The following is a 20764-nucleotide window of genomic DNA, read 5'->3' on the forward strand; positions in this document are numbered from 1 at the left end:
CTTCCTTAAAAATAAAAAAACCTAAATGGCTAAATAGGTGCTCTATTTAGTCATTTAGGTTTTGCCTGCTATTGCAGTAACAATCCTATATTATTATTTGGGATTTAAAATACACCGTTATGGGTGGGTTAAACGTTGTTTGCCGATATTGACATAAGCCATACTGCCGATTTCATCAACGCGGTATTGACCATTTTTGTAGGTAATTTTAATCACGGTTGCATTACTTAATGGTTTATTTTTATCAATACTATCTGTTAAGTCAGCGATCAGTACTTGCATTGACATACCTGATGAGACCGCAAGAATATTTTTATCGCCATTTCGGTGTGCATTGTCAACAATCGTATTGAGTGCTGCTTGCGTTCTGGCTTTAACTTGATCATAGTTTTCTGCTAGCCCTTTAGGATCGACTTTGGCAATCGGATCAATAATGGTTTTAATTGGTAATTTGCCTGCTTTGTAGTCATTGAAATAAGATTCAACCGATTTATAACCAATTAACTTCATGCTATCGGTAACGATTTTTTGGTTTGGACTACCTTCGTAGCCGCCGTAAAAGACCTCTCTTAAGCCTTTAAGCTCAGTGATATGATAGTTGCTAACGCCCATTTGTTGCAAAATAACTTGCATGGTTTCGCGTTGCCGTCCGGCATCACTGGTATAATAGGCATCAAATTGAATATCTTTAAGGCCTTCTCCCAGATAACGAGCCACTTCAATCCCTTGTTCGGTCAGCGGGGTATCGGCCCAACCTTGCACTAAATCAAAGGTATTGAACAAGGTTTTACCGTGTCTGGCAAAGTAGACAGTGACGATATCGTCATCACTATTTTTAGGAGTAGCGCAGCCGGTTAGGGCGGTAGATAGGGTGATTAACCCTACCAATAATAGTGTTTTTATTGTCATTAATGATTCCTACTATCGTCTATATGGTGTTATTTTAATGTTTGTCCATTCGAGCGAATAACGGATTGATACCAATAAAAGCTTTTTTTCCGTGTGCGTTTTAAAGTGCCGCTGCCATCATCGTTACGGTCAACGTAAATAAAGCCATAGCGTTTAGAAATTTGTGCATTTGAGGCGCTGACTAGATCGATTGGCGCCCAGCTGGTGTAACCCAGTACATCAACGCCATCTTCAATGGCTTCGCCAACTTGAACTAAGTGATCATTCATATAATTGATACGGTAATCATCATTGATTGAGCCATCGGCTTCGACGTTATCGTTAGCACCAAGACCATTTTCAACAATAAATAATGGTTTTTGATAACGTTCATAGAGCAGATTAAGTAAATAACGAATACCGACTGGATCGATCTGCCATCCCCATTCCGATGCTTTAAGATGCGGATTAGGTACCATATCAAGAATATTGCCTTTTTTACGCAATGAATCATCGGCGGTGGCGCAGCAACTCATATAGTAACTAAATGAAATAAAGTCGATGGTCTCTTTTAAGTCTTCACGATCTTGCTGGGTAATATCGAGCTTAATATTATTATCTTTAAAATAACGTGTCATATAGCTTGGGTAATAACCGCGAGCTTGGACATCGCCAAAATATAGCCAGCCGTGATTCTCTTGATGTGCCGCCCAAACGTCTTCTGGTTTGGAAGTCAGTGGATACGCGACCGCACCAAGTAACATATTACCCATTTTGGCTTTTGGCATCATTTGATGGCAAAGTTTTACGGCGCGGCTGCTGGCAACAAGTTGATGGTGGATTGCTTGATAGATCTGCTCTTTTGTGCTGCTACGAGGTAAACCAACCCCAGTAAAGGGTTCATGTAATGACATGTTAATTTCATTGAATGTTAACCAATATTTCACTTTATTTTGATAGCGTTCAAATACAGTCTTGGCATAATGCGTGAAAAATTCAATCAAGGCTCGATTACCCCAGCCGCCATATTTTTTGACTAGCTCATACGGCATTTCATAATGGGATAGGGTAACAAGTGGCTCAATATTATGTTTAGCCATTTCATCAAATACTTTATCGTAAAAGGCTAAACCTTGCTCATTGGGTTGCTTTTCATCGCCATTTGGAAAGATGCGCGACCAGGCAATTGAGATACGTAAGCAGCTAAATCCCATTTCAGCAAATAAGGCGATATCTTCTGGGTAGCGGTGATAAAAATCGATAGCAACATCTTTAATGGCGGTGGTATCAACTGCATTGCGATCAACCACATCACTAAATATGCCCGCTATTGTACAGTCAGCGGTGGATAGACCTTTACCATCGGTTAAATAGGCCCCTTCGACTTGGTTAGCGGATAAGGCGCCGCCCCAAAGAAAATGATTCGGAAATTGAATAGACATACATTACTCCTCGTTTTGCGATAGTGCTAATAGTGGCTGACCCGATTGAATATCATCTTGCTTTGCAATTGACACCACATCAAGATAGTTATCACTGTTACTAATAATAATTGGGGTTGTGATTTCAAACCCAGCTGCTGTAATTCCTGCGATATCAACACTGACTAATGGCGTGCCTTTTTTGACTTTATCGCCCATTTCAATATGCGCATCAAAATACTTGCCATCAAGTTTTACCGTATCAATACCGATATGAATTAAAATTTCTGCGCCTGAATCGGTTAAAAAGCCGATGGCATGTTTGGTTCTAAATAGCGATACAACTTCGCCATCTTCTGGCGCAACCACTTGACCTTCGGTTGGGATAATGGCGACGCCTTTCCCCATCAGTTCACTGGCAAAAGTGGGATCATTAACTTGCGCAAGCGGAATCACGTTACCCGTCATAGGACTACTGATCTCAATCGTATTGATTTGAGCCGCTGCGTTTGGATTGTTTGCTGTTTCGTCAAGGCTCGCTGTTTTGGGTGATGTTGGCAGGCCAAAAAAGTAGCTTAATGTCATGGCAAGGATAAACGAAATAACCGTCGCGACAATTGCGGCATACACGGTTGCATCAATACCAGAATTGGGAATGATTTGTATGAAAGTAAAAATACTTGGGAAACCAAACGAGAAGATTAGCGTTTGATATAAACCAACAATGCCACCACCGATTGCGGCACTGATACAGCCAAAAATAAACGGTTTTTTATACGGTAAATTCACGCCGTAGATAGCGGGCTCAGTGACACCAAATAACCCCGATAACACTGATGAACTTGCTAACGCTTTAAATTCTTTATCCTTTGCCCGTAACATCACGCCAAATGCAGCCCCAGTTTGTGCAAATACAGCCGGAATAAGAATCGGGACAATAAAGTCCGTACCGGAGACTGCTAAATTATTCATAAATACCGGTATCAGTCCCCAATGAATGCCGAAAATGACTAAGATTTGCCACACAGCTGCGAGAATCATCGATGCAATGACCGAGTTCAGTTGGTAGACATATAAAATGCCACCAGCAATCATATCGCTTAAAAATGTTGAAATTGGGCCAATAAGGATAAAGGTGAGTGGTACGGTAATAAGTAAACCACATAATGGTGAAATAAATTTCTTAAATGAATCATGAAAAATCTTATTAAAGTTCTGTTCAAGTAAGCTATAAAGCCACGCCGCTAAGACAACCGGAATCACCGAAGATTGATAAGGCACTAGCGTGATTGGGATTGAAAAAAACGAGGTTTTGGCTTGGAACGCGCCACCTAGCATATTGACAATATCGGGATGAACTAATGTGCCGCCTAATGCCATACCAATGAATGGATTACCACCAAATTTTTTAACGGCGCAGTAACCTAAAATAATCGGTAGATAGTAAAACGCTGAGTCAGCGATGACGGATAAGAACACATCAGCTGATGATCCTGGCGTGATAACATCAATGATACGTAAAAATGAGACGACACCTTTTAAAATCCCAGCCGATACTAATACCGACAGCATGGGCGCAAAGATGCCTGAAATGATATCGATCGCTTTAGAGAGAATATTTTGTTTATTGTTGCTTAAGGCTTTCGCCTCATTATCGATGTGAATGATTTCCATAATGTCACTAAAAACATCGCTAACATTATTACCAATGACAACTTGGAATTGACCGCCACTTTCAACGACCATAATAATGCCTTTTTGTTTTTTCAACGCCTTTGCATCGGCTATGGCATGATCTTTTAGGACAAAACGTAAGCGAGTCGCGCAGTGAACTAAACTAATAATGTTCTCCTGTCCACCGACATTCTTAATGATTGACTCAGAGAGTGCTTTATTTTTCATAAAAATCCTATATTTAAGCCAAAAAAAAACCTAAATCCCTCAATAATGAGAGATTTAGGTTTTGCCTGTAAAAATTACAGTAACAATCCAAACATTTAAGATGAGATTAACACTGTTTTTGGTAATCGAAAAGAGAGTATAGAGGAGATAAATTTAATTTTGTGATAGTCATCACAATTTTGTCGACGTGGCGAGATTTTCGAGTTCTTTTCTCAATCGTTCGATATGAATCGTTAAATATAAGCTCTCATCATCGGTTAAGGCATGACTATATTGTTGAATCAAATGTAAATCAATACGTTTGGTACACCGGTATGAGGCATGGTATTTTTCTTTCACCATTTCATATAACGAGATATCGGTACTCACGATGGTATGATGACTTAACATACGGTGAGCAAAGAATTTTAAATGAGTGACAAAGCGTTGGTAGGTGAGACTATCTTCATCATATTCAAATTTAAAATGGTATTTGACGATATTGAGCATTTCACGCATGATTTTTGTCATGGTGACGATATTTGGCATCGTATCGTTAAGCTGAGCATTAATCATGTGAAACGTGATAAAGCCCGCTTCATCTTCGGGTAACTCAACGTGTAATCGATCTTTAATCACATCGAGCGCATATTTACCCATTTTAAACTCTTGTGGGTAGAATTTTTTAATTTCCCATAAAAAATTATTGGCAATATTCAATCCTTGTTTGTGCCGTTCAATCGCAAAATGGATGTGATCAGTTAGCGAAATATAGATACTATCTTGCAGTTTGCCACCGAGCAGTGATTTGGCATGATTAATAATAATTTCACTCGCACTGACCACCTCGAGAGGAATTTCAGAAAGTAGCTCTGTGAATTTAGGTAATATCTCTTTATTACTGAGTGAAAACTGTTTTTCAATCTGTGATTGGTCAATGGTATCGCCTTCTTTTTTCTTAAAGCCAATACCTCTTCCCATAATGATAAGCTCATTATTTGAATCATCAAGCGTGACAATAACATTATTATTCAATATTTTATGAACTATCATTATGATTTAATATTTTATTCAATTGAGGTTGGTTATATTATTGTGATATCGATTAATCTGCATAGTATAAATATAAAATTGTGTGATTTAGCTCTGATTTTTACTAAAAAAATAGAAAATCGGACCATCGTTATGCTGTTATTTATGTCATTTTACTCATCCTTAACGATATGAAAAGGTTTAGATATTCTAGACAAACGACCCAATTAAAATGGGTGCGATTTTATTGCCTTTGACGCAATTAGCAATTTAATCGCCCTTAATATGATTGATGAGGCGACAATGCATGTGATTTATTTCAGGCCAATGGCGTTATCATAAAAAAGCAGATAAGATATGAGGAATTAACCGCCGTTATTAGCCATAATCATTTTCATTTTGTTGATCTCATCAATATCAAGAGTGTACCTTATCGATTCATCATTTTGACAATGGCTCATGCAGACATCAGGATTTAGGTATTGCATGGGTGAGGGAATCGTTTTAGTGGCTGAAGAATGAAATTCAGTCAGTCCACTGATAATAAATTGCTTAAGATTATGTGATTTAACACCACTACCTGGCATAACGGTAATGGTTTTACTGCGTTCGTTTAAACGTTGAATTAAATCCAAACCATTAATCGCTATTGATTGCTGGCCAGAAGTTAGTAGTCGATCAAAACCAAGATCATCAAGTAGATCTAACGTGGTAAAAGGGTCTTTACATACATCGAAGGCTCGGTGGAAAGTCATGGATAAACCATCTGCGGCACAAATAGATTTAGCAAGTGTTTTCAGGTCAAGATGACCATTTGGGGTTAATGCACCAAAAACGACACCAGCAAAATTAAGCTCACGAATTAATTTAATATCATTTATTATGGTGTTAATTTCAGTTTGATTATAATGAAAATCACCACCTCTTGGCCTGACAATAGGATGAATTGCAATGGGTAAGTTAAGTTGTGATAATTGCAACAAATCACCATAGCTGGGGGTTAAGCCACCATCACTTCGGCCCGCGCAAAATTCGATGCGATCGACGCCATGGTGCAAAGCAGTTTTAATATCTTCAATACTATAACAGCAGATTTCAAGTTTCATCATGATTAGGACCTATAAGTAATAAAGATAAATAAGATTATATCGTTTATTGATAAATGTGACACAATTATAAACAATCATTCAACTTGAGGATTAGGTTGCTATGCTTTTTAGTCAAAAAAAATTGGTTATTTTTGCTGCATTTTTAATCAGCACGTTTATTATTGGTATTGCCGGAGCATTGCAAGCGCCAACATTGAGCCGATTCTTATCGTATGAGATTAATGTTGGTCCTGTTTATGTGGGACTATTTTATTCGATTAATGCGATGGCAAGTATTATCGGTAGTTTTTGGGTAGCAAAATATTCAGATAAAAAAAGCAAACGACGCGACATTGTCATATTTTGCTGTCTAATGGGAATGGCCAATAGCCTCACTTTTGCATTCACTCGTCACTATTTTGTTTTGATAATGGCCAGCCTTTGCTTTGCTTCTCTTGCTTCAGCTGCAATGCCACAAATATTTGCATTAGCCAGAGAATATGCAGTAAAAACCGGGCGTAATGTGGTGACATTTAACTCGCTCATTCGCGCTCAGTTGTCATTAGCTTGGGTCATTGGCCCGCCATTATCATTCGCATTAGCAGTAAATTATGGTTTTACCACTATGTATTTATGTGCTGTGGTGATGTATTTGGTGGCAATGTTAGTGATTGTGTCTTTTTTACCCATTGTTGATCGTAATCCGGTTAATGCATTAGATATTGCATCTTTAGACGTTAATCCTGATATACCATTGATTAAAAATAAAAGTGTTGTTTTCTTGTTTTTAGCAACCGTATTTATGTGGACGGCAAATATGATGTATTTAATCGATATGCCATTATATATTGATAGTGTGCTGCATTTATCGACATCTTTGCCCGGATTTTTGATGGGAATGGCGGCAGGAATTGAAATTCCCGTCATGTTAATTGCTGGCTATTTGGTACCTTATGTGGGTAAACGTAATTTAATGCTAGCGGCTATTGTATGTGGTGCGCTGTTTTATATTGGGTTACTTTTATTTACACATGAGTTCGCTTTGTTAGCATTGCAAATTTTAAATGCGCTATTTATTGGTATCGTCGCAAATATTGGTATTATCTATTTTCAAGATTTACTGCCCACTCGAATTGGTGTGGCCTCAACATTATTTAATAATGGCGTTACATGTAGCGTTATTATTGGCGGCCTGATGCAGGGAATTATATCCGATTGGTATGGACATCACGTTATTTATTCGATTGCATTAGTGATGCTTATTATCTCATTTTTCTTTTGCCTACAAGTCAAGTCAGATAAATAGCTTTTGTGAAGTCTGATTGGTTAAACGTTAAAAAAGGGCTAAAATGCCCTTTAATTTAATTGTAATTAACTTTATTTCAGGTTGTCAGCCGATCGAAGGATTGATACAAGTAGTTGCCAATATTTTGTCACCGATTCGATATTTACTCTTTCATCTGGCGAATGTGGGGAAACGATAGTTGGCCCGATAGATATCATGTCCATTTGTGGATAATGTTTAGTGAAAAGGCCACACTCAAGCCCAGCGTGAATGACCATAATTTTGGCTTTTTTAGCAAAAATATTATGATAATTACTTTCGGCTAGTTTGAGCAATTTTGAGTCTAAATTTGGTGTCCAGCCAGAATATCCGCCATTGATTTCATAATTTGCATTGATCAGCTCACTGTGTGAGATCAAAGTTGAAGCGACAGCATCTTTAGCTGAATCAACCTGAGAACGAATTAAGAAGTAAGCGGCGATTTGATTGTCTTTAATTTCTACAATACCTAAATTTAATGACGTTTCAACGATGCCTTTGATTTCATTACTCATTCTTACCACGCCATTTGGTGCACTATTGAGCCAATTAAGAATTTTTTGTTGCTGTTCGGCGGTAATGACGCGTTTCACATTATCTTTTTCTAAATGGGTATAGCTAAAGGTAACGTTTGGTTCAACATGTTTAAATTCGTGTTGCAAAATTTGTTGGAACTCACCAATAAGTGCCGCTAAGCGAGGTAAATCTTTTTGATTTAAGGTAATTTCAGCAAAGGCCTCACGAGGAATAGCATTACGTAGAGAACCACCACGAAAATCAGCTAGTCTAAATGGGATATCTTGTGCATATTGCGCTAAGAAACGGATTAATAATTTAATCGCATTTCCACGACCTAAATGAATATCACAACCAGAATGACCACCTTTCAGACCTTTTAATGAAAGACGTAAAAAGGTATCGTGCACATCAGGAATAATGGCATAAGTAATCGCAAAGGTTGATTTAAAATCGATACCACCGGCGCAACCAGTAAAAATTTCGCCTTCTTCTTCCGAGTCAGTATTAATTAAAAAACGGCTATTTAGCCAGTTTGGTTGCAGACCAAACGCGCCAACCATGCCCGTTTCTTCTGAAGCGGTAACTAACACTTCAATTGGCCCGTGTTCAACGGCTGGGTCACTCAGCACAGCTAACGCTGAGGCTAGCCCAATACCATTATCTGCGCCTAATGTTGTTCCCTGTGCTTTGACCCATTCGCCATCAATATAAGGTTTGATCGGATCGATAAGGAAATCATGTTGTGTTTCCTCATTTTTTTGCGGAACCATATCCATATGGGCTTGTAGTACGATCGATGGGCAGTGCTCCATTCCGGCCGTCGCTGCTTTGCGTAATAAAATATTGCCGACTTTATCCAATTGACAGTCAATCTGATGTTTAGCGGCAAAATCAACGATATATTTGCTGATCATCTCTTCATGATGCGATGGGTGGGGAATTTGACAAATCTGCTCAAAAATAGTCCAAAGTGATTTAGGCGTTAATGATGAAAGCATAATAAACCTCAAGATTCTATTAATAATTAGTAGTTTTTATTTACTACTCACTCTATAATTAGGTGCAATTTTACATTCATTTTGGATAGATTGATATCGCAATTTGTTGAGCGCGGTATTTTATCTATTTTTCTATTTAAAATTGTAGGTTTTTATGTCAACACAACAAGAATTATTGCAAGAAGAGATTCAAGCAAAAAAACAGATTAAAGCTGAAAAAATTGCTGAAAAGAAAAAATATACCGTAACATGGGATTTATTGCAGATGTATGGTCGAGAGTTATCAGCTCGATTATTACCTGCAAGTCAATGGAAAGGGATTATTGCAGTCAGTCGCGGTGGACTTGTGCCAGCGGCAATTTTAGCAAGAGAACTTAGCATTCGTTACGTCGATACCGTTTGTATTTCAAGCTATGACCATGATCATCAACGTGAAAAACTCGTCTTAAAACGCGCAGAAGGCGACGGTGAAGGGTTTATTGTCATTGATGATTTGGTTGATACCGGTGGCACCGCCCACACAATCCGTGATATGTACCCGAAAGCAAGATTTGTAACGATTTTTGCTAAACCCGCTGGAAAACCACTTGTTGATGATTACGTCATCGACATTCCTCAAGATACTTGGATAGAGCAACCGTGGGATACCGGTATTGCTTTTGTTAAACCATTAAGTGACAAAGAATAACGTAAAATAGCCTGGTATTGCACTATTCTATTTATTCATTATGTTGGGGAGGAGATGATGTATGACTGAACATGAAAATCGATCAGAGAAATTATTTACTCCGCAGTTTAATTATCCAGAAACATCGGCATTAATTGCACGGCCTGATTCAAATAGCACATTTACACCTTCTGTACTTGATGGTGAAGCACGTTCTAATTGGTACCGTGTTATTAATCGAATGTCTTGGCATTGGCATGGTTTACCGTTATTAGAAGTGGGCGATGTGTTATCCCGCATTGCCGTTTCCACACGTAAACGCAGCAATGATAATTGGTTGGATTCGGTCATCGGTTATCAATCAGGTAACTGGATTTATGAGTTTTTAGCTGAAGCGGTACAATGGCAGCAAGAAGCTGAAAAAAATCAATCTACTGAGTGTAATGAATCGAATTGTCAAGCTTGGTTAACCGCCAGTGCCTTAGCAAGTTTGGCCGGTTATCCCTATTTCCGTAATGATGACTTGGCTAATCAAGCACAAATATTTGCCAACCGTTATTATCATGAAGCGATGAATGCGTCACCATATCAGATCAAAGAACTGGATTTTAAGGTTGAGAATAAAAATGTAAAAGCAATTTTGCACACACCATCCAAAAAAAATGAAGCGGCGAGAGTTTGTCCGGTTGTTTTTTTATGTGCGGGATTAAGTCATTTACAAATTGATTTTTATCACTATTTCTCTCGCTATTTAGCACCTTTAGGCGTTGGATTGTTGACTGTCGATACACCATCAATTGGTCACAGTAAGCAATTTAATTTGTCGCAAAACACCAGTGTTATTCATCAATCGATACTTGAGCAAATCAAGTCAGTGCCATTAATTGATCCTGATAAGGTGATTTTATTTGGTTATCGCTTTGGGGCAAATACGGCTACACGTTTAGCTTATTTAATGCCACATAAAATTAAAGGCGTCATTAATATTGCACCCATTGTGCATCAGCTGTTTATCGATCGCCAAATGCAGGCTCAATTATCGCCTATTTATCGCGATATCATTGCCAGTCGTTTAGGGTTGAATACGGTTTCGGATCAGCAGTTGATGGCTGAATTACAGTTTTTTTCACTCAAAGAGCAGCGTTTGTTAACCAAACCTTGTCGCGTGCCGATGCTCAATATTGCTTATGAAGGCGATATGCTGAGTTCGTTAGAAGAGGCTAAATTACTCACCTCAGCGCAAAAAGTATCATTGATTCATATCAAAGCGCTAGCTTTTAAACAAGGCTTGCAGCAGGCAGCAGAACAATCGACCCAATGGATTAACGCATTGATTAAATAACTTTTAGCACAAAGTAATGGTTCAAAATGAAGCGACAAACTATTGTTATAAAACTGGGTACCAGTGTTTTAACTGGTGGTTCAAAAAAATTAGATCGCTCTAAAATTGTTGAGTTGGTGAGGCAATGCCATTTACTACATCAACAAGGGCATAAAATTGTCATTGTCACTTCGGGTGCGATTGCGGCAGGTCGTGAGCAGCTTAATTATCCTGATTTGCCTAAAACGATTGCTTCAAAGCAGTTATTAGCGTCTGTTGGGCAAGGCAAATTGATTCAACTATGGGAACAGTTGTTTTCAATTTATAATATTTTTATTGGGCAAATGCTATTAACTCGAGCTGACTTAGAGGATCGAGAGCGGTTTCTTAATGCTCAAGATGCGCTCAAAGCCATGCTTGATAATCACATTGTGCCAGTCATTAATGAAAATGATGCGGTGGCGACAGCTGAAATCAAAGTCGGTGATAATGATAATTTGTCGGCGTTAGCGGCGATTCTTGCACAAGCAGATAAATTGATTCTCTTAACCGATCAAGAAGGGCTCTTTACCGCTGATCCTCGCAAAGATCCTAATGCGCAGCTCATTACGGAAATTGAAACGATTGATAACGCATTAAAAGCGATTGCCGGCGATAGCGTATCGGGGCTTGGAACGGGAGGAATGGGCACTAAATTACAAGCGGCTGAAATTGCCGGTAAAGCGGGAATTGAAGTGATTATAGCGGCTGGAAGCAGAGCGAATGTGATCATTGATATTGCGGGTAATATTGCAGTAGGTACACGCTTTTTAGTTAATAAAACGCCACTTGAACACCGTAAATATTGGTTGTTTGGTGCACCGCCAGCTGGGAGTATCACGCTTGATGATGGCGCGGTAAATGCAATTTTAAATCAAGGTCGCTCTATATTACCAACAGGTATTATCAAAGTTGAACATAACTTTTCACGCGGTGAAGTGATTGATATTTGTAATAAAGAAGGGATTAGCATTGCGCGTGGCGTATCGCGTTATAACAGTGATGCACTGCGGCAGATAGCTGGGCATCATTCACAAGAGATCAGCAAGCTCATCGGTTATGAGTATGGATCAGTCGCTGTGCATCGTGATGATATGATAGTTAAGTAGGAGAATGGCATGTTAATCGAAATAGGTAAAGCGGCTAAACACGCCTCATTTGAGCTCTCACAATGCTCGACATCACAAAAAAATGCGGCCTTAAATTGCATCGCTGAATTACTTGAGCAGCAAGCAGAGCGCATTTTAGCCGCCAATGAATTAGATATGCAAGCTGCGAAAGCTAATGGTACCAGTGAGGCGATTTTGGATCGCTTATTGTTAACAACAGCTCGCTTAGCCTCAATAGCCAATGATGTGAGAAAGGTGGTGACTTTGACTGATCCGATTGGACAAGTGATTGATGGGAGCACCCTTGATAGCGGATTAAAGTTACAACGTCACAGAGTGCCGCTCGGGGTGATTGGGGTGATTTATGAAGCACGTCCTAATGTCACCATTGATATTGCGGCATTGTGTTTAAAAACCAGCAATGCGGTAATTTTACGTGGTGGTAAAGAGACCGTTCATACTAATCGTGCAATGGTTACTGTTATTCAACAAGCACTCAGTCAGTCAAATTTACCGGCGGCGGCGGTGCAATCGATTAATCACCCAGATCGTCAGTATATCAATCAATTATTAAAACTCGACCAGTATGTTGATATGATTATTCCACGTGGTGGAGCTGCCTTACATAAATTATGCCGAGAACACTCAACCATTCCAGTTATCACTGGTGGAATTGGTGTTTGTCATATGTTTGCAGATGAGAGTATGGATTTTGATAAAGCTTTACCGCTGATTATTAATGCTAAAACTCAGCGCCCAAGTACTTGTAATACACTAGAGACCTTACTGGTACACACTGAAATTGCGGATAAATTTTTACCAAAACTCAGCCAAATTATGGCTGATAATGGCGTCATACTGCATGCTGATGAAAGCGCATTTGCGATCTTAAAGTCCGGCGTTGCTAATGTGTTGCCTGTGACGGATGAAGAGCTGCGTAATGAGTGGTTATCAAAAGATTTAAATATCGTAATTGTGGACTCACTCGATATGGCTGTTAAACATATTCGTGAATACGGTAGTGCGCATTCTGATGCGATTTTAACGCGCTCATTACCCTGTGCCGAGCGGTTTGTTAATTTGGTTGATTCGGCCGCTGTCTATGTTAATGCCTCAACGCGCTTTACTGATGGTGGGCAATTTGGGCTCGGTGCTGAAGTGGCAGTCAGTACGCAAAAATTACATGCCAGAGGACCAATGGGGTTAGAAGCGCTTACAACGTATAAATGGATCGGTTATGGCGATGATCTAATTCGCGCTTAGCATTAACGGAACTAAAAAACGAAAGGCGACAATTGTCGCCTTTTTTATGTTATTTGCTCAGCGGATTATCCGTCGTTGCCCCATTAGGAAAATTACGCATAAGTAAGGCGAATTCAAGCGGGATTTCATCTGGAATAGGGAGATAAACGATATGACCATCACCTAGGCCTGCTGTGACCTCTTGACCTTTCTTATTTTGCATGCGATCAATGATAAAATTGATATTACCATTTGGCGTCATCAGTTCAACGCTATCACCGACCGAAAAACGGTTTTTAACAATGACTTCTGCAAGGCCATTTAAACGTTTTCCACTGAATTCGCCGACAAATTGTTGGCGCTCAGAGACTGAGTGGCTATGGACATAATTTTGCATATCTTCATGATTATGACGACGTAAGAATCCTTCGGTATAGCCACGATTTGCTAACGATTCGAGCTCCATTAATAGCGTTGGATCAAACGGCTTACCTTCTGCTGCGGCATCAATAGCACGGCGATACACTTGGGCTGTGCGGGCACAATAATAAAACGATTTGGTTCGGCCTTCGATTTTCAGTGAATGGACTCCGATTTTGGTCAGATCGTCGACTAACTCAACCGCTCTTAAATCTTTTGAGTTCATAATATAAGTGCCATGCTCATCTTCAAAAGCTTGCATGTATTCACCCGGTCTACCTGACTCTTCTAGCATAAAGACTTTATTAGTTGGGGAGCTTAGGCTTGTAACCGGCTCAATTTGTTTAAATGGAATTGGCTGCTGCTTATGTACGATTTGGCCGACGTCATCTTCTTTGCCTTCAGCAACTTTATATTCCCAGCGGCAGGCATTGGTACAAGTCCCTTGATTCGGATCGCGTTTATTGATGTAACCAGATAGTAAACAGCGCCCAGAATAGGCCATACACAATGCGCCGTGAATAAACACTTCTAGTTCCATTTCTGGCACATTTTCACGGATTTCAGCAATTTCATCGATGGACAGTTCGCGTGATAGTACAGCGCGAGTTAGGCCCATTTTGTGCCAAAATTTGACTGTTGCCCAGTTAACGGCATTAGATTGCACGGACAGGTGAATTTCCATCTCAGGAAAATGTTCTCGAACCAGCATAATAAGTCCGGGATCAGACATGATAAATGCGTCAGGTTTCATATCGACAACCGGTTTTAAATCACGAATGAAGGTTTTAAGCTTGGAATTATGTGGGGCAATATTCACAACGACATAGAATTTTTTACCTTGCGCGTGGGCTTCATTAATGCCGATAGCTAAATTTTCATGATTAAATTCGTTGTTACGCACGCGTAAACTATATCGAGGTTGTCCTGCGTATACTGCATCTGCGCCATAGGCAAATGCGTAGCGCATGTTTTTTAACGAGCCAGCCGGAGAGAGCAGCTCAGGTTTTGCATAAAGAGTTGTCATTTTAGTCATGCCTCTGATGTCAGGTCAGTGAATTAACGGTAAGTTAATTCGTTTTTAGCATATTGTGTAATACAATTTACTGGTTCAATATTGCATCATGTTACAATTGGAATTGTAAATGAACTGTTTTTCCTATTAGGGAAATTGCGCTGAATTATCACCATCTTTGCTGTTGACTTCAAGTTTTTTTTATCATTATTGTGTTATCTTTTTTATCAACGCAGCAAATTATTTTTTAGACTCTCCAATCTCTTATTGTGTGTGCTATTATTTAGCGTGTCTATTTTATTTTGCCTACCGTAATAAGGAGCCCAGCCATGCAGCATAATCCCGCTTTTGAACAGCTTTGTTCGACCGCTCAAAAACACGTCAAAGAAATCACTATTGACGAGGTTAAACACCTGATGGATAGCCAGCAATTACCGCTTTTTATTGATGTGAGAGAGGATAACGAATGGCTAAACAATCATTTACCTTATGCTAAACATCTGGGAAGAGGTGTGATTGAACGTGATATTGAAACGCTGGTACCTAACAAACAAACGACGATGATTTTGTATTGTGGTGGCGGATATCGCTCTGTCCTTGCTGCTGAAAGTTTACAAAAAATGGGCTATAGCAATGTGCTTTCTATGGCCGGCGGCTATCGCGGGTGGAAAGAGGCGGGTTATCCATTGGTTAACGAATAATGGCTATACTAATACCGGTATAGCCATACATATATGTCTGAATTATAAAGGGAAATGATTCCCTTTTATTATCATGACAAGACATATGTCACCAGTAGATTAATCGTAGCACCACCGATAATTAACCAAATAAAGATCACTAAACCTAATAATAAGGGTTTAATGCCGGCTTTCTTAAAAGCTGAATAGTGACTAGTTAAGCCAAGCGCAGCCATTGCCATTGTTAATAGCACATTATCAATGACAATAATGATATTAACTAACTCTGCAGGTAAAAAACCAAGTGAGTTAATACAGGCCATAATTAAAAATCCAACCGCAAACCAAGGAATAATCAGTTTACTTTTTTGTTGATTACCCTGTTGTTTATGGCGCAAGTAGGTCGATAATATTAATAAGAAAGGTGCAAGCAGTAGTACCCGAATCATTTTACTAATGACGGCTGTATTAACGGCTGCTTTACCGATAGCATCTCCCGCGCCAACAACTTGTGCGACTTCATGAATGGTTGAACCAATGTAGATACCAAACTGGCTTTGTGACACAGGCCAAATCTGAACAAGGTAAGCATAGATTATTGGGTAAATAAACATGCTCAGTGTACCAAATACCACAACGACGGCAACCGCTATGGTGACTTTTTCGGCCGTGGTATTGATAGTGGACTCAGTTGCAATTACCGCCGCTGCGCCACAAATAGAGCAGCCACTACCGATTAAAATGGCACTATCTTGATCGATGTGAAAGAGTTTAATACCGATTATGACAGTAAGCAAAAAGGTCAAGCTCACCATCAAAATATCAATCAGTACACCTTGATAACCAATTAAAGCGATATCTTGAAAGGTCAGTTTAATACCAAATAAAACAATTGCTATCCGTAGGATTTTACCTTTACATAAATCAACACCTGCCTGACAAGCTCGACTGAGCTGCGGATAAACTGTATTACCGATGATTAAACCGATGATAATAGCCAACACAATGGCTGAAAGACCAATAGTTTGTATATAACTGAAAGTGGCAATATAGGTCGCACCGATTGCGATACTAAGTGATAAAACAAACCCAGGAAAGTATTTTGTTAAAACGTTCATACCTCAAAATCCATTAAAAAATAAAAGCACTATAACTAAATTATTTTAATAAATAAAATTAATTTAATTTACCTGCTATATTAATTTAATTAATGATTAATGGGCACACTCCGATGAAAATTACCTTGAAGGCGTTGAATGTATTTTATTGTATTGTTAAATATAAAACAGTACAGGCCGCAGCTGATGCGCTTAATATGACGCAATCAGCAGCAAGTCAGGCTCTATTGAAGCTTGAAAACGCCTTAAATACACAATTGTTTGATCGAAATGGTCGGCAACTAATTCTTAATGAGAATGGAGGATTATTGTTGCCGTTAGCGCTCAATATGCTTGAATCAGCTCAACGTATTGAACATGTATTTTTACTGAATCCTATCGTAATCAAAATAGGTGCAAGTACCACGATTGCTAATTATGTGATGCCAGAGCAATTAGCAAAATTTTATGCGCAGCATCCCTCTGCAAAATTAGATATGATGGTGGGAAATAGTGCAGCAGTTATTGCCGCTATACTCAATTTTAATATTGATATTGGCATTGTTGAAGGCGAATGCTGCCATCCCGATATTGTTGTTAGGCCATGGCAAGAAGATGAGTTGGTAATTTTTGGTCATTATGATAGTAAATCTTTCAATTTAACCAAGACACAATTAGCTAAGACACCGTGGATATTGCGGGAAAAGGGCAGTGGAACACGAGCGGTTGTCGAGTTATTTCTCAAAAGCTATATAGGGGAATTTAACTTGCGCATGGAACTGGGTAATTCTGAGGCAATAAAGTACTCAGTGGCAGCCGGTTTAGGGATCAGTTGTTTATCGCGTTATGTGGTTGAGGATTTAATACTACAAAACAAGATTACTTTAATAGAAACATCATTACCCAAATTAAAACGGACATTTTATATTATCACTCATCGCAATAAGAGCAATACGAAAGGAATAGAGCTTTTTTTAAAATTTATGATGGCCACTCGTGAATAAATTTGAAAAAAAAGCGAACTAGGAGATAGTTCGCCAAAAAAATAAGGAATAGGAATCAATGAATCAGTTAAAGCAATCATTGAGGTTGTATTATCGGTTTTTTTTGCAATTATGTCTGTTAAGGAATGGTAATAGAGTATTAAAGAATACAGTTATAATGTATGGTAAATGTTAAATTTATTTTCATAAATAAGCTAATTGTCTATTATCGGTTAAGATAATTGAAAGGGGGTATTGTTTCAATTAAAACTTGCTTTATATCAATATTTATGCGTTAATAAAAGAACTGCATCACGCTGCATCATTTTGAATTACCATATTCATAATAATAGTATTTGTAAGTATAGTCTTTAGCCTAAGTATCCTCACCGTTTTTCCGCTTCGTCTTTAATCTATCTTTTTACTGTTTAAAATAGCATGTAGATAATTGTAGTTACGGTAACTATCGTGAAGAATAACTAATAATAATTAGAAAGCGTGTTTAATCAGCGTGCTAGTAATATTTTATAATATCAAATTTATTGAAACAAAGTTAAATTCACTTGCGATAGTAATAGGGCATTATAGCCAATAGCATGGAGGATTTTCATCATGAAAAAACATTACTTTTTTATTCGTAAACGAGCAGAAAAGCATAATTCAAGTCCAAAATTGACAATTAAGTAATTATCATTTTTGCTCACCATCATTCACTGCTTACATAACGTAATGTAATAGCAAATCAAGCTCACTTTGGTGAGCTTTTTTGTTGGTTTATATTAGAATTTCATTGCAATTAAACAGAATAAAATTTTGAATGTTAATTAAACGGGGAGTACAATTTAACCAGTTATTCAACGATATGAATTAATTGATAAAATATCAGTTATAAACAGACTTGTTAAGCCAAAATGGGGATTAAATTAGTGCTATTAGTACCAATTGGTTATGGCATTATAGGCATTCAATTTAGGTATCATTTAGCTCATTTAAACCAGATAAAATATGAGCAATAATATCAACAGTCCAACCATTACCAATCACATTAAAACGCTGGGTTGTGCTGATACTTTGCGTATAATTGTCCGGCAATGTTTGGCAACGTTCCGCTTCGATCGCTAACATATCACGATAGTCGTGGTGATTGATAGCAATTTTGGGGCAGTGTCCTCCCCCTGATGCGGTGGTGATAGTTGGTGACTTGCCGGTGGTTGAATAAACCCTTTTGTATTGAGTTCTGTTGTTTGTATCATTAGCGATACCAATAACGTTAATCCCCATATTCTGCTTGTTATCTAACTTAATGCTAGATGATGAGGATTGCGTAAGAATCTTCATCATTCTATCACTTACATTTGTTTGAGATAGCGGTGTTTTGCACTTGATTGTTATCTGATCGTATGTGCCATATTTGATATTATGATATTGGCTTAACTCGGTTTCTATAATGTCTTTTAAGTAGCGCTGTTTATTTTTGGGATAGCTAAACCTCCAGTTAACCCAATAAAGACGTACTCTATTTTGTGCCGAGACTAAACTACTATTCATTGTTATTGGTTTAACACCGACCACAAAAGTAATGATATTCTCAAATTCTTTTCTCATGCGAACATTTTCAAGCAAAAATTTGATATTTGGATTGAGTGATTTTACATGCTTAAGAATTTTGGCAAATTGAAAAAAAAGTGCTGACTGGCTATCATTAAATGCCAATTGTTTACCCGTAAATGAAAAACCTTGACAAGGTGAACCAGCAAGAATCAAATCAATACTCAACCAATCAATATCCCAAGTGTGCCAATTATTGATATCACCAAGTCTGATAATATCCGAATAATTATTTTGACTCACTTTGATGGCGTATTTATTGATTTCACTGGCATAGTATTTATTTATTTTGATGTTTGCTCTATCTAATGCAATGCGACCACAGCTAATACCATCAAACAGTGAGAGTATGTTCATTGTTAGTTCCTTTTTATGAGTAATAGAATCAATAAATGCGTTAAAAAGCAGGTTGAAGGATAGAATTAGCTGATTAGAGTGTGATCGATTAAAGGATTCTATGTGTATTAATAGCGATAAAAACGGTGATCAGCTCAATGATGAGAATATGGCCAAAATGATTTGAAGTTGTTCTCCCTACAAACGTGCAGATTTAAATAAAAGATAGAGTTCATCTTTAAAGTAAGATTATGCTTATTGTTTGATTTTAATTTATCACTCCATGCTATAAAGTGATAAACAACAGTATATTAGATAAGAAAAAGCACGATTTATACGGTATTGCAAACAGGAATAATCAGCCAAACATACACTTATTATTTCGATTTTAGTTTTATTGCGTTTCGTATGATTTTTGATGTTGATGGTTATATTTTATGAAATGAGATAAATAAAGCTTGCTATATAATTCATTACATGAGTTAATGGGTGTAGCAGAAGTTCAGTGTTAATGAAGCATTTTAAATACCTAGTTTTTAGTCAAAATAATCCTTTTTTGTTTTCTTCTATTTTCTTTATATTAATCATGTGCATGTCTAGCGAAGAAATTTTGCCAATTACAGTCAAGAGACTGAGGTTAATTTATAAAAGGATATATTTAGATGTCAAATAAAACAGGTTTAGTTAAATGGTTTAACGAAAGTAAAGGTTTTGGTTTTATTACGCCTGATGATGGTAGCAAAGATTTATTTGTTCACTTTTCATCATTAATTGGTGATGGTTTTAAAACATTATACGAAGGACAAAAAGTTCAATTTATTGTTGGAAGTGGCCCTAAGGGTCCAGCCGCAAATGATGTTGTGGTCGTATAATTTGAAAAAATACTATTTTCTTGTCAAACGTAAAAATAAAAACGTTTCAAAAATCAAATAGATTACACAAGTGATTTATAGCCTGACCATAAACAGTCAGGCTTTTTTTATGGCAATAATTTATCTTATTTGATAACACTAACCGCACTGTATGTTCATATTTTTTAAAAATTATGCCATTCTCTAAATAAATGATTGCAGCTAGTTGTTGCTCAAAAGTAATA

General features: G+C 37.9%; 17 protein-coding genes. 8 read left to right on the forward strand and 9 right to left on the reverse strand.

The features are described 5' to 3' along the window. Positions 1-117: 117 nt before the first annotated feature. The 5 genes from DES39_RS03070 to DES39_RS03090 all read right to left on the reverse strand — a co-directional run bounded on the left by DES39_RS03070 (position 118) and on the right by DES39_RS03090 (position 6331). Positions 118-909, reverse strand: coding sequence for a histidine phosphatase family protein (locus tag DES39_RS03070; protein ID WP_121144286.1), 792 nt, complete (start codon positions 907-909; stop codon positions 118-120). Between the two features lie 29 nt (positions 910-938). After that, on the reverse strand, positions 939-2330 hold the full coding sequence (locus DES39_RS03075) for a glycoside hydrolase family 1 protein (RefSeq protein WP_121144287.1): 1392 nt from the start codon (positions 2328-2330) through the stop codon (positions 939-941). Between the two features lie 3 nt (positions 2331-2333). Then, complete coding sequence (locus tag DES39_RS03080) at positions 2334-4211, reverse strand: beta-glucoside-specific PTS transporter subunit IIABC (protein ID WP_121144288.1); 1878 nt, start codon at positions 4209-4211, stop codon at positions 2334-2336. A gap of 171 nt (positions 4212-4382) precedes the next feature. Continuing rightward, entirely contained in the window at positions 4383-5243 is an 861-nt protein-coding gene (licT, locus tag DES39_RS03085; RefSeq protein ID WP_121144289.1) for a BglG family transcription antiterminator LicT, read from the reverse strand. A gap of 344 nt (positions 5244-5587) precedes the next feature. Beyond that, positions 5588-6331: a copper homeostasis protein CutC gene (locus DES39_RS03090; RefSeq protein ID WP_121144290.1), complete on the reverse strand. Its 744-nt coding sequence runs from the start codon at positions 6329-6331 to the stop codon at positions 5588-5590. A gap of 100 nt (positions 6332-6431) precedes the next feature. Between DES39_RS03090 and DES39_RS03095 the strand changes: the two genes are divergently transcribed. After that, positions 6432-7616 carry a sugar efflux transporter gene (locus DES39_RS03095; RefSeq protein WP_121144291.1) on the forward strand — a complete coding sequence of 395 codons (1185 nt, stop codon included), beginning with the start codon at positions 6432-6434 and terminating at the stop codon, positions 7614-7616. Positions 7617-7687: 71 nt separating this feature from the next. Here the strand turns inward: DES39_RS03095 and DES39_RS03100 are convergent, their stop codons facing one another. After that, positions 7688-9151, reverse strand: a complete 1464-nt coding sequence (locus DES39_RS03100; protein WP_121144292.1) for an aminoacyl-histidine dipeptidase — start codon at positions 9149-9151, stop codon at positions 7688-7690. 154 nt (positions 9152-9305) lie between these two features. Here DES39_RS03100 and gpt point away from each other — a divergent pair, with 154 nt between their 5' ends. The 4 genes from gpt to proA all read left to right on the forward strand — a co-directional run bounded on the left by gpt (position 9306) and on the right by proA (position 13550). Further along, positions 9306-9839: a xanthine phosphoribosyltransferase gene (gene gpt / locus DES39_RS03105; protein ID WP_121144293.1), complete on the forward strand. Its 534-nt coding sequence runs from the start codon at positions 9306-9308 to the stop codon at positions 9837-9839. Positions 9840-9900: 61 nt separating this feature from the next. After that, entirely contained in the window at positions 9901-11160 is a 1260-nt protein-coding gene (locus DES39_RS03110; RefSeq protein WP_121144294.1) for an alpha/beta hydrolase, read from the forward strand. A gap of 26 nt (positions 11161-11186) precedes the next feature. Continuing rightward, positions 11187-12287 carry a glutamate 5-kinase gene (proB, locus tag DES39_RS03115; protein ID WP_121144295.1) on the forward strand — a complete coding sequence of 367 codons (1101 nt, stop codon included), beginning with the start codon at positions 11187-11189 and terminating at the stop codon, positions 12285-12287. A 9-nt stretch (positions 12288-12296) separates the two neighbouring features. Beyond that, positions 12297-13550 (forward strand): glutamate-5-semialdehyde dehydrogenase, encoded by a 1254-nt coding sequence (gene proA / locus DES39_RS03120; protein WP_121144296.1) that lies wholly within the window; start codon positions 12297-12299, stop codon positions 13548-13550. A gap of 49 nt (positions 13551-13599) precedes the next feature. Here proA and trhP read toward each other — a convergent pair whose 3' ends face one another. Then, positions 13600-14976: a prephenate-dependent tRNA uridine(34) hydroxylase TrhP gene (trhP, locus tag DES39_RS03125; RefSeq protein WP_170143322.1), complete on the reverse strand. Its 1377-nt coding sequence runs from the start codon at positions 14974-14976 to the stop codon at positions 13600-13602. A gap of 317 nt (positions 14977-15293) precedes the next feature. On the opposite strand from trhP, the gene DES39_RS03130 reads away from it, so the two are divergent. Continuing rightward, positions 15294-15665 (forward strand): rhodanese-like domain-containing protein, encoded by a 372-nt coding sequence (locus DES39_RS03130; protein WP_121144298.1) that lies wholly within the window; start codon positions 15294-15296, stop codon positions 15663-15665. 71 nt (positions 15666-15736) lie between these two features. On the opposite strand, the gene DES39_RS03135 is transcribed toward DES39_RS03130, so the two are convergent. Then, positions 15737-16762 carry a YeiH family protein gene (locus tag DES39_RS03135; RefSeq protein WP_121144299.1) on the reverse strand — a complete coding sequence of 342 codons (1026 nt, stop codon included), beginning with the start codon at positions 16760-16762 and terminating at the stop codon, positions 15737-15739. A 113-nt stretch (positions 16763-16875) separates the two neighbouring features. On the opposite strand from DES39_RS03135, the gene DES39_RS03140 reads away from it, so the two are divergent. Beyond that, entirely contained in the window at positions 16876-17745 is an 870-nt protein-coding gene (locus DES39_RS03140; protein ID WP_170143323.1) for a LysR family transcriptional regulator, read from the forward strand. A gap of 948 nt (positions 17746-18693) precedes the next feature. Here DES39_RS03140 and dcm read toward each other — a convergent pair. Next, the gene (gene dcm, locus DES39_RS03145; protein ID WP_121144301.1) at positions 18694-19689 is read right to left on the reverse strand and encodes a DNA (cytosine-5-)-methyltransferase; all 996 of its coding nucleotides are present in this window, start codon (positions 19687-19689) and stop codon (positions 18694-18696) included. A 641-nt stretch (positions 19690-20330) separates the two neighbouring features. Here dcm and cspE point away from each other — a divergent pair. Beyond that, positions 20331-20540, forward strand: coding sequence for a transcription antiterminator/RNA stability regulator CspE (gene cspE, locus DES39_RS03150; protein WP_121144302.1), 210 nt, complete (start codon positions 20331-20333; stop codon positions 20538-20540). The last annotated feature ends 224 nt before the right edge of the window (positions 20541-20764 follow it).

This window comes from Orbus hercynius (assembly GCF_003634275.1).
GTDB classification, from domain to species: Bacteria; Pseudomonadota; Gammaproteobacteria; order Enterobacterales; family Orbaceae; genus Orbus; species Orbus hercynius.

Excerpts from the sequence above, each read along its gene's own strand:
- DES39_RS03070 (WP_121144286.1), bottom strand. The coding sequence starts at position 909 with ATGACAATAAAAACACTATTATTGGTAGGGTTAATCACCCTATCTACC.
- DES39_RS03075 (WP_121144287.1), bottom strand. The coding sequence starts at position 2,330 with ATGTCTATTCAATTTCCGAATCATTTTCTTTGGGGCGGCGCCTTATCC.
- DES39_RS03080 (WP_121144288.1), bottom strand. The coding sequence starts at position 4,211 with ATGAAAAATAAAGCACTCTCTGAGTCAATCATTAAGAATGTCGGTGGA.
- licT (WP_121144289.1), bottom strand. The coding sequence starts at position 5,243 with ATGATAGTTCATAAAATATTGAATAATAATGTTATTGTCACGCTTGAT.
- DES39_RS03090 (WP_121144290.1), bottom strand. The coding sequence starts at position 6,331 with ATGATGAAACTTGAAATCTGCTGTTATAGTATTGAAGATATTAAAACT.
- DES39_RS03095 (WP_121144291.1), top strand. The coding sequence starts at position 6,432 with ATGCTTTTTAGTCAAAAAAAATTGGTTATTTTTGCTGCATTTTTAATC.
- DES39_RS03100 (WP_121144292.1), bottom strand. The coding sequence starts at position 9,151 with ATGCTTTCATCATTAACGCCTAAATCACTTTGGACTATTTTTGAGCAG.
- gpt (WP_121144293.1), top strand. The coding sequence starts at position 9,306 with ATGTCAACACAACAAGAATTATTGCAAGAAGAGATTCAAGCAAAAAAA.
- DES39_RS03110 (WP_121144294.1), top strand. The coding sequence starts at position 9,901 with ATGACTGAACATGAAAATCGATCAGAGAAATTATTTACTCCGCAGTTT.
- proB (WP_121144295.1), top strand. The coding sequence starts at position 11,187 with ATGAAGCGACAAACTATTGTTATAAAACTGGGTACCAGTGTTTTAACT.
- proA (WP_121144296.1), top strand. The coding sequence starts at position 12,297 with ATGTTAATCGAAATAGGTAAAGCGGCTAAACACGCCTCATTTGAGCTC.
- trhP (WP_170143322.1), bottom strand. The coding sequence starts at position 14,976 with ATGACAACTCTTTATGCAAAACCTGAGCTGCTCTCTCCGGCTGGCTCG.
- DES39_RS03130 (WP_121144298.1), top strand. The coding sequence starts at position 15,294 with ATGCAGCATAATCCCGCTTTTGAACAGCTTTGTTCGACCGCTCAAAAA.
- DES39_RS03135 (WP_121144299.1), bottom strand. The coding sequence starts at position 16,762 with ATGAACGTTTTAACAAAATACTTTCCTGGGTTTGTTTTATCACTTAGT.
- DES39_RS03140 (WP_170143323.1), top strand. The coding sequence starts at position 16,876 with ATGAAAATTACCTTGAAGGCGTTGAATGTATTTTATTGTATTGTTAAA.
- dcm (WP_121144301.1), bottom strand. The coding sequence starts at position 19,689 with ATGAACATACTCTCACTGTTTGATGGTATTAGCTGTGGTCGCATTGCA.
- cspE (WP_121144302.1), top strand. The coding sequence starts at position 20,331 with ATGTCAAATAAAACAGGTTTAGTTAAATGGTTTAACGAAAGTAAAGGT.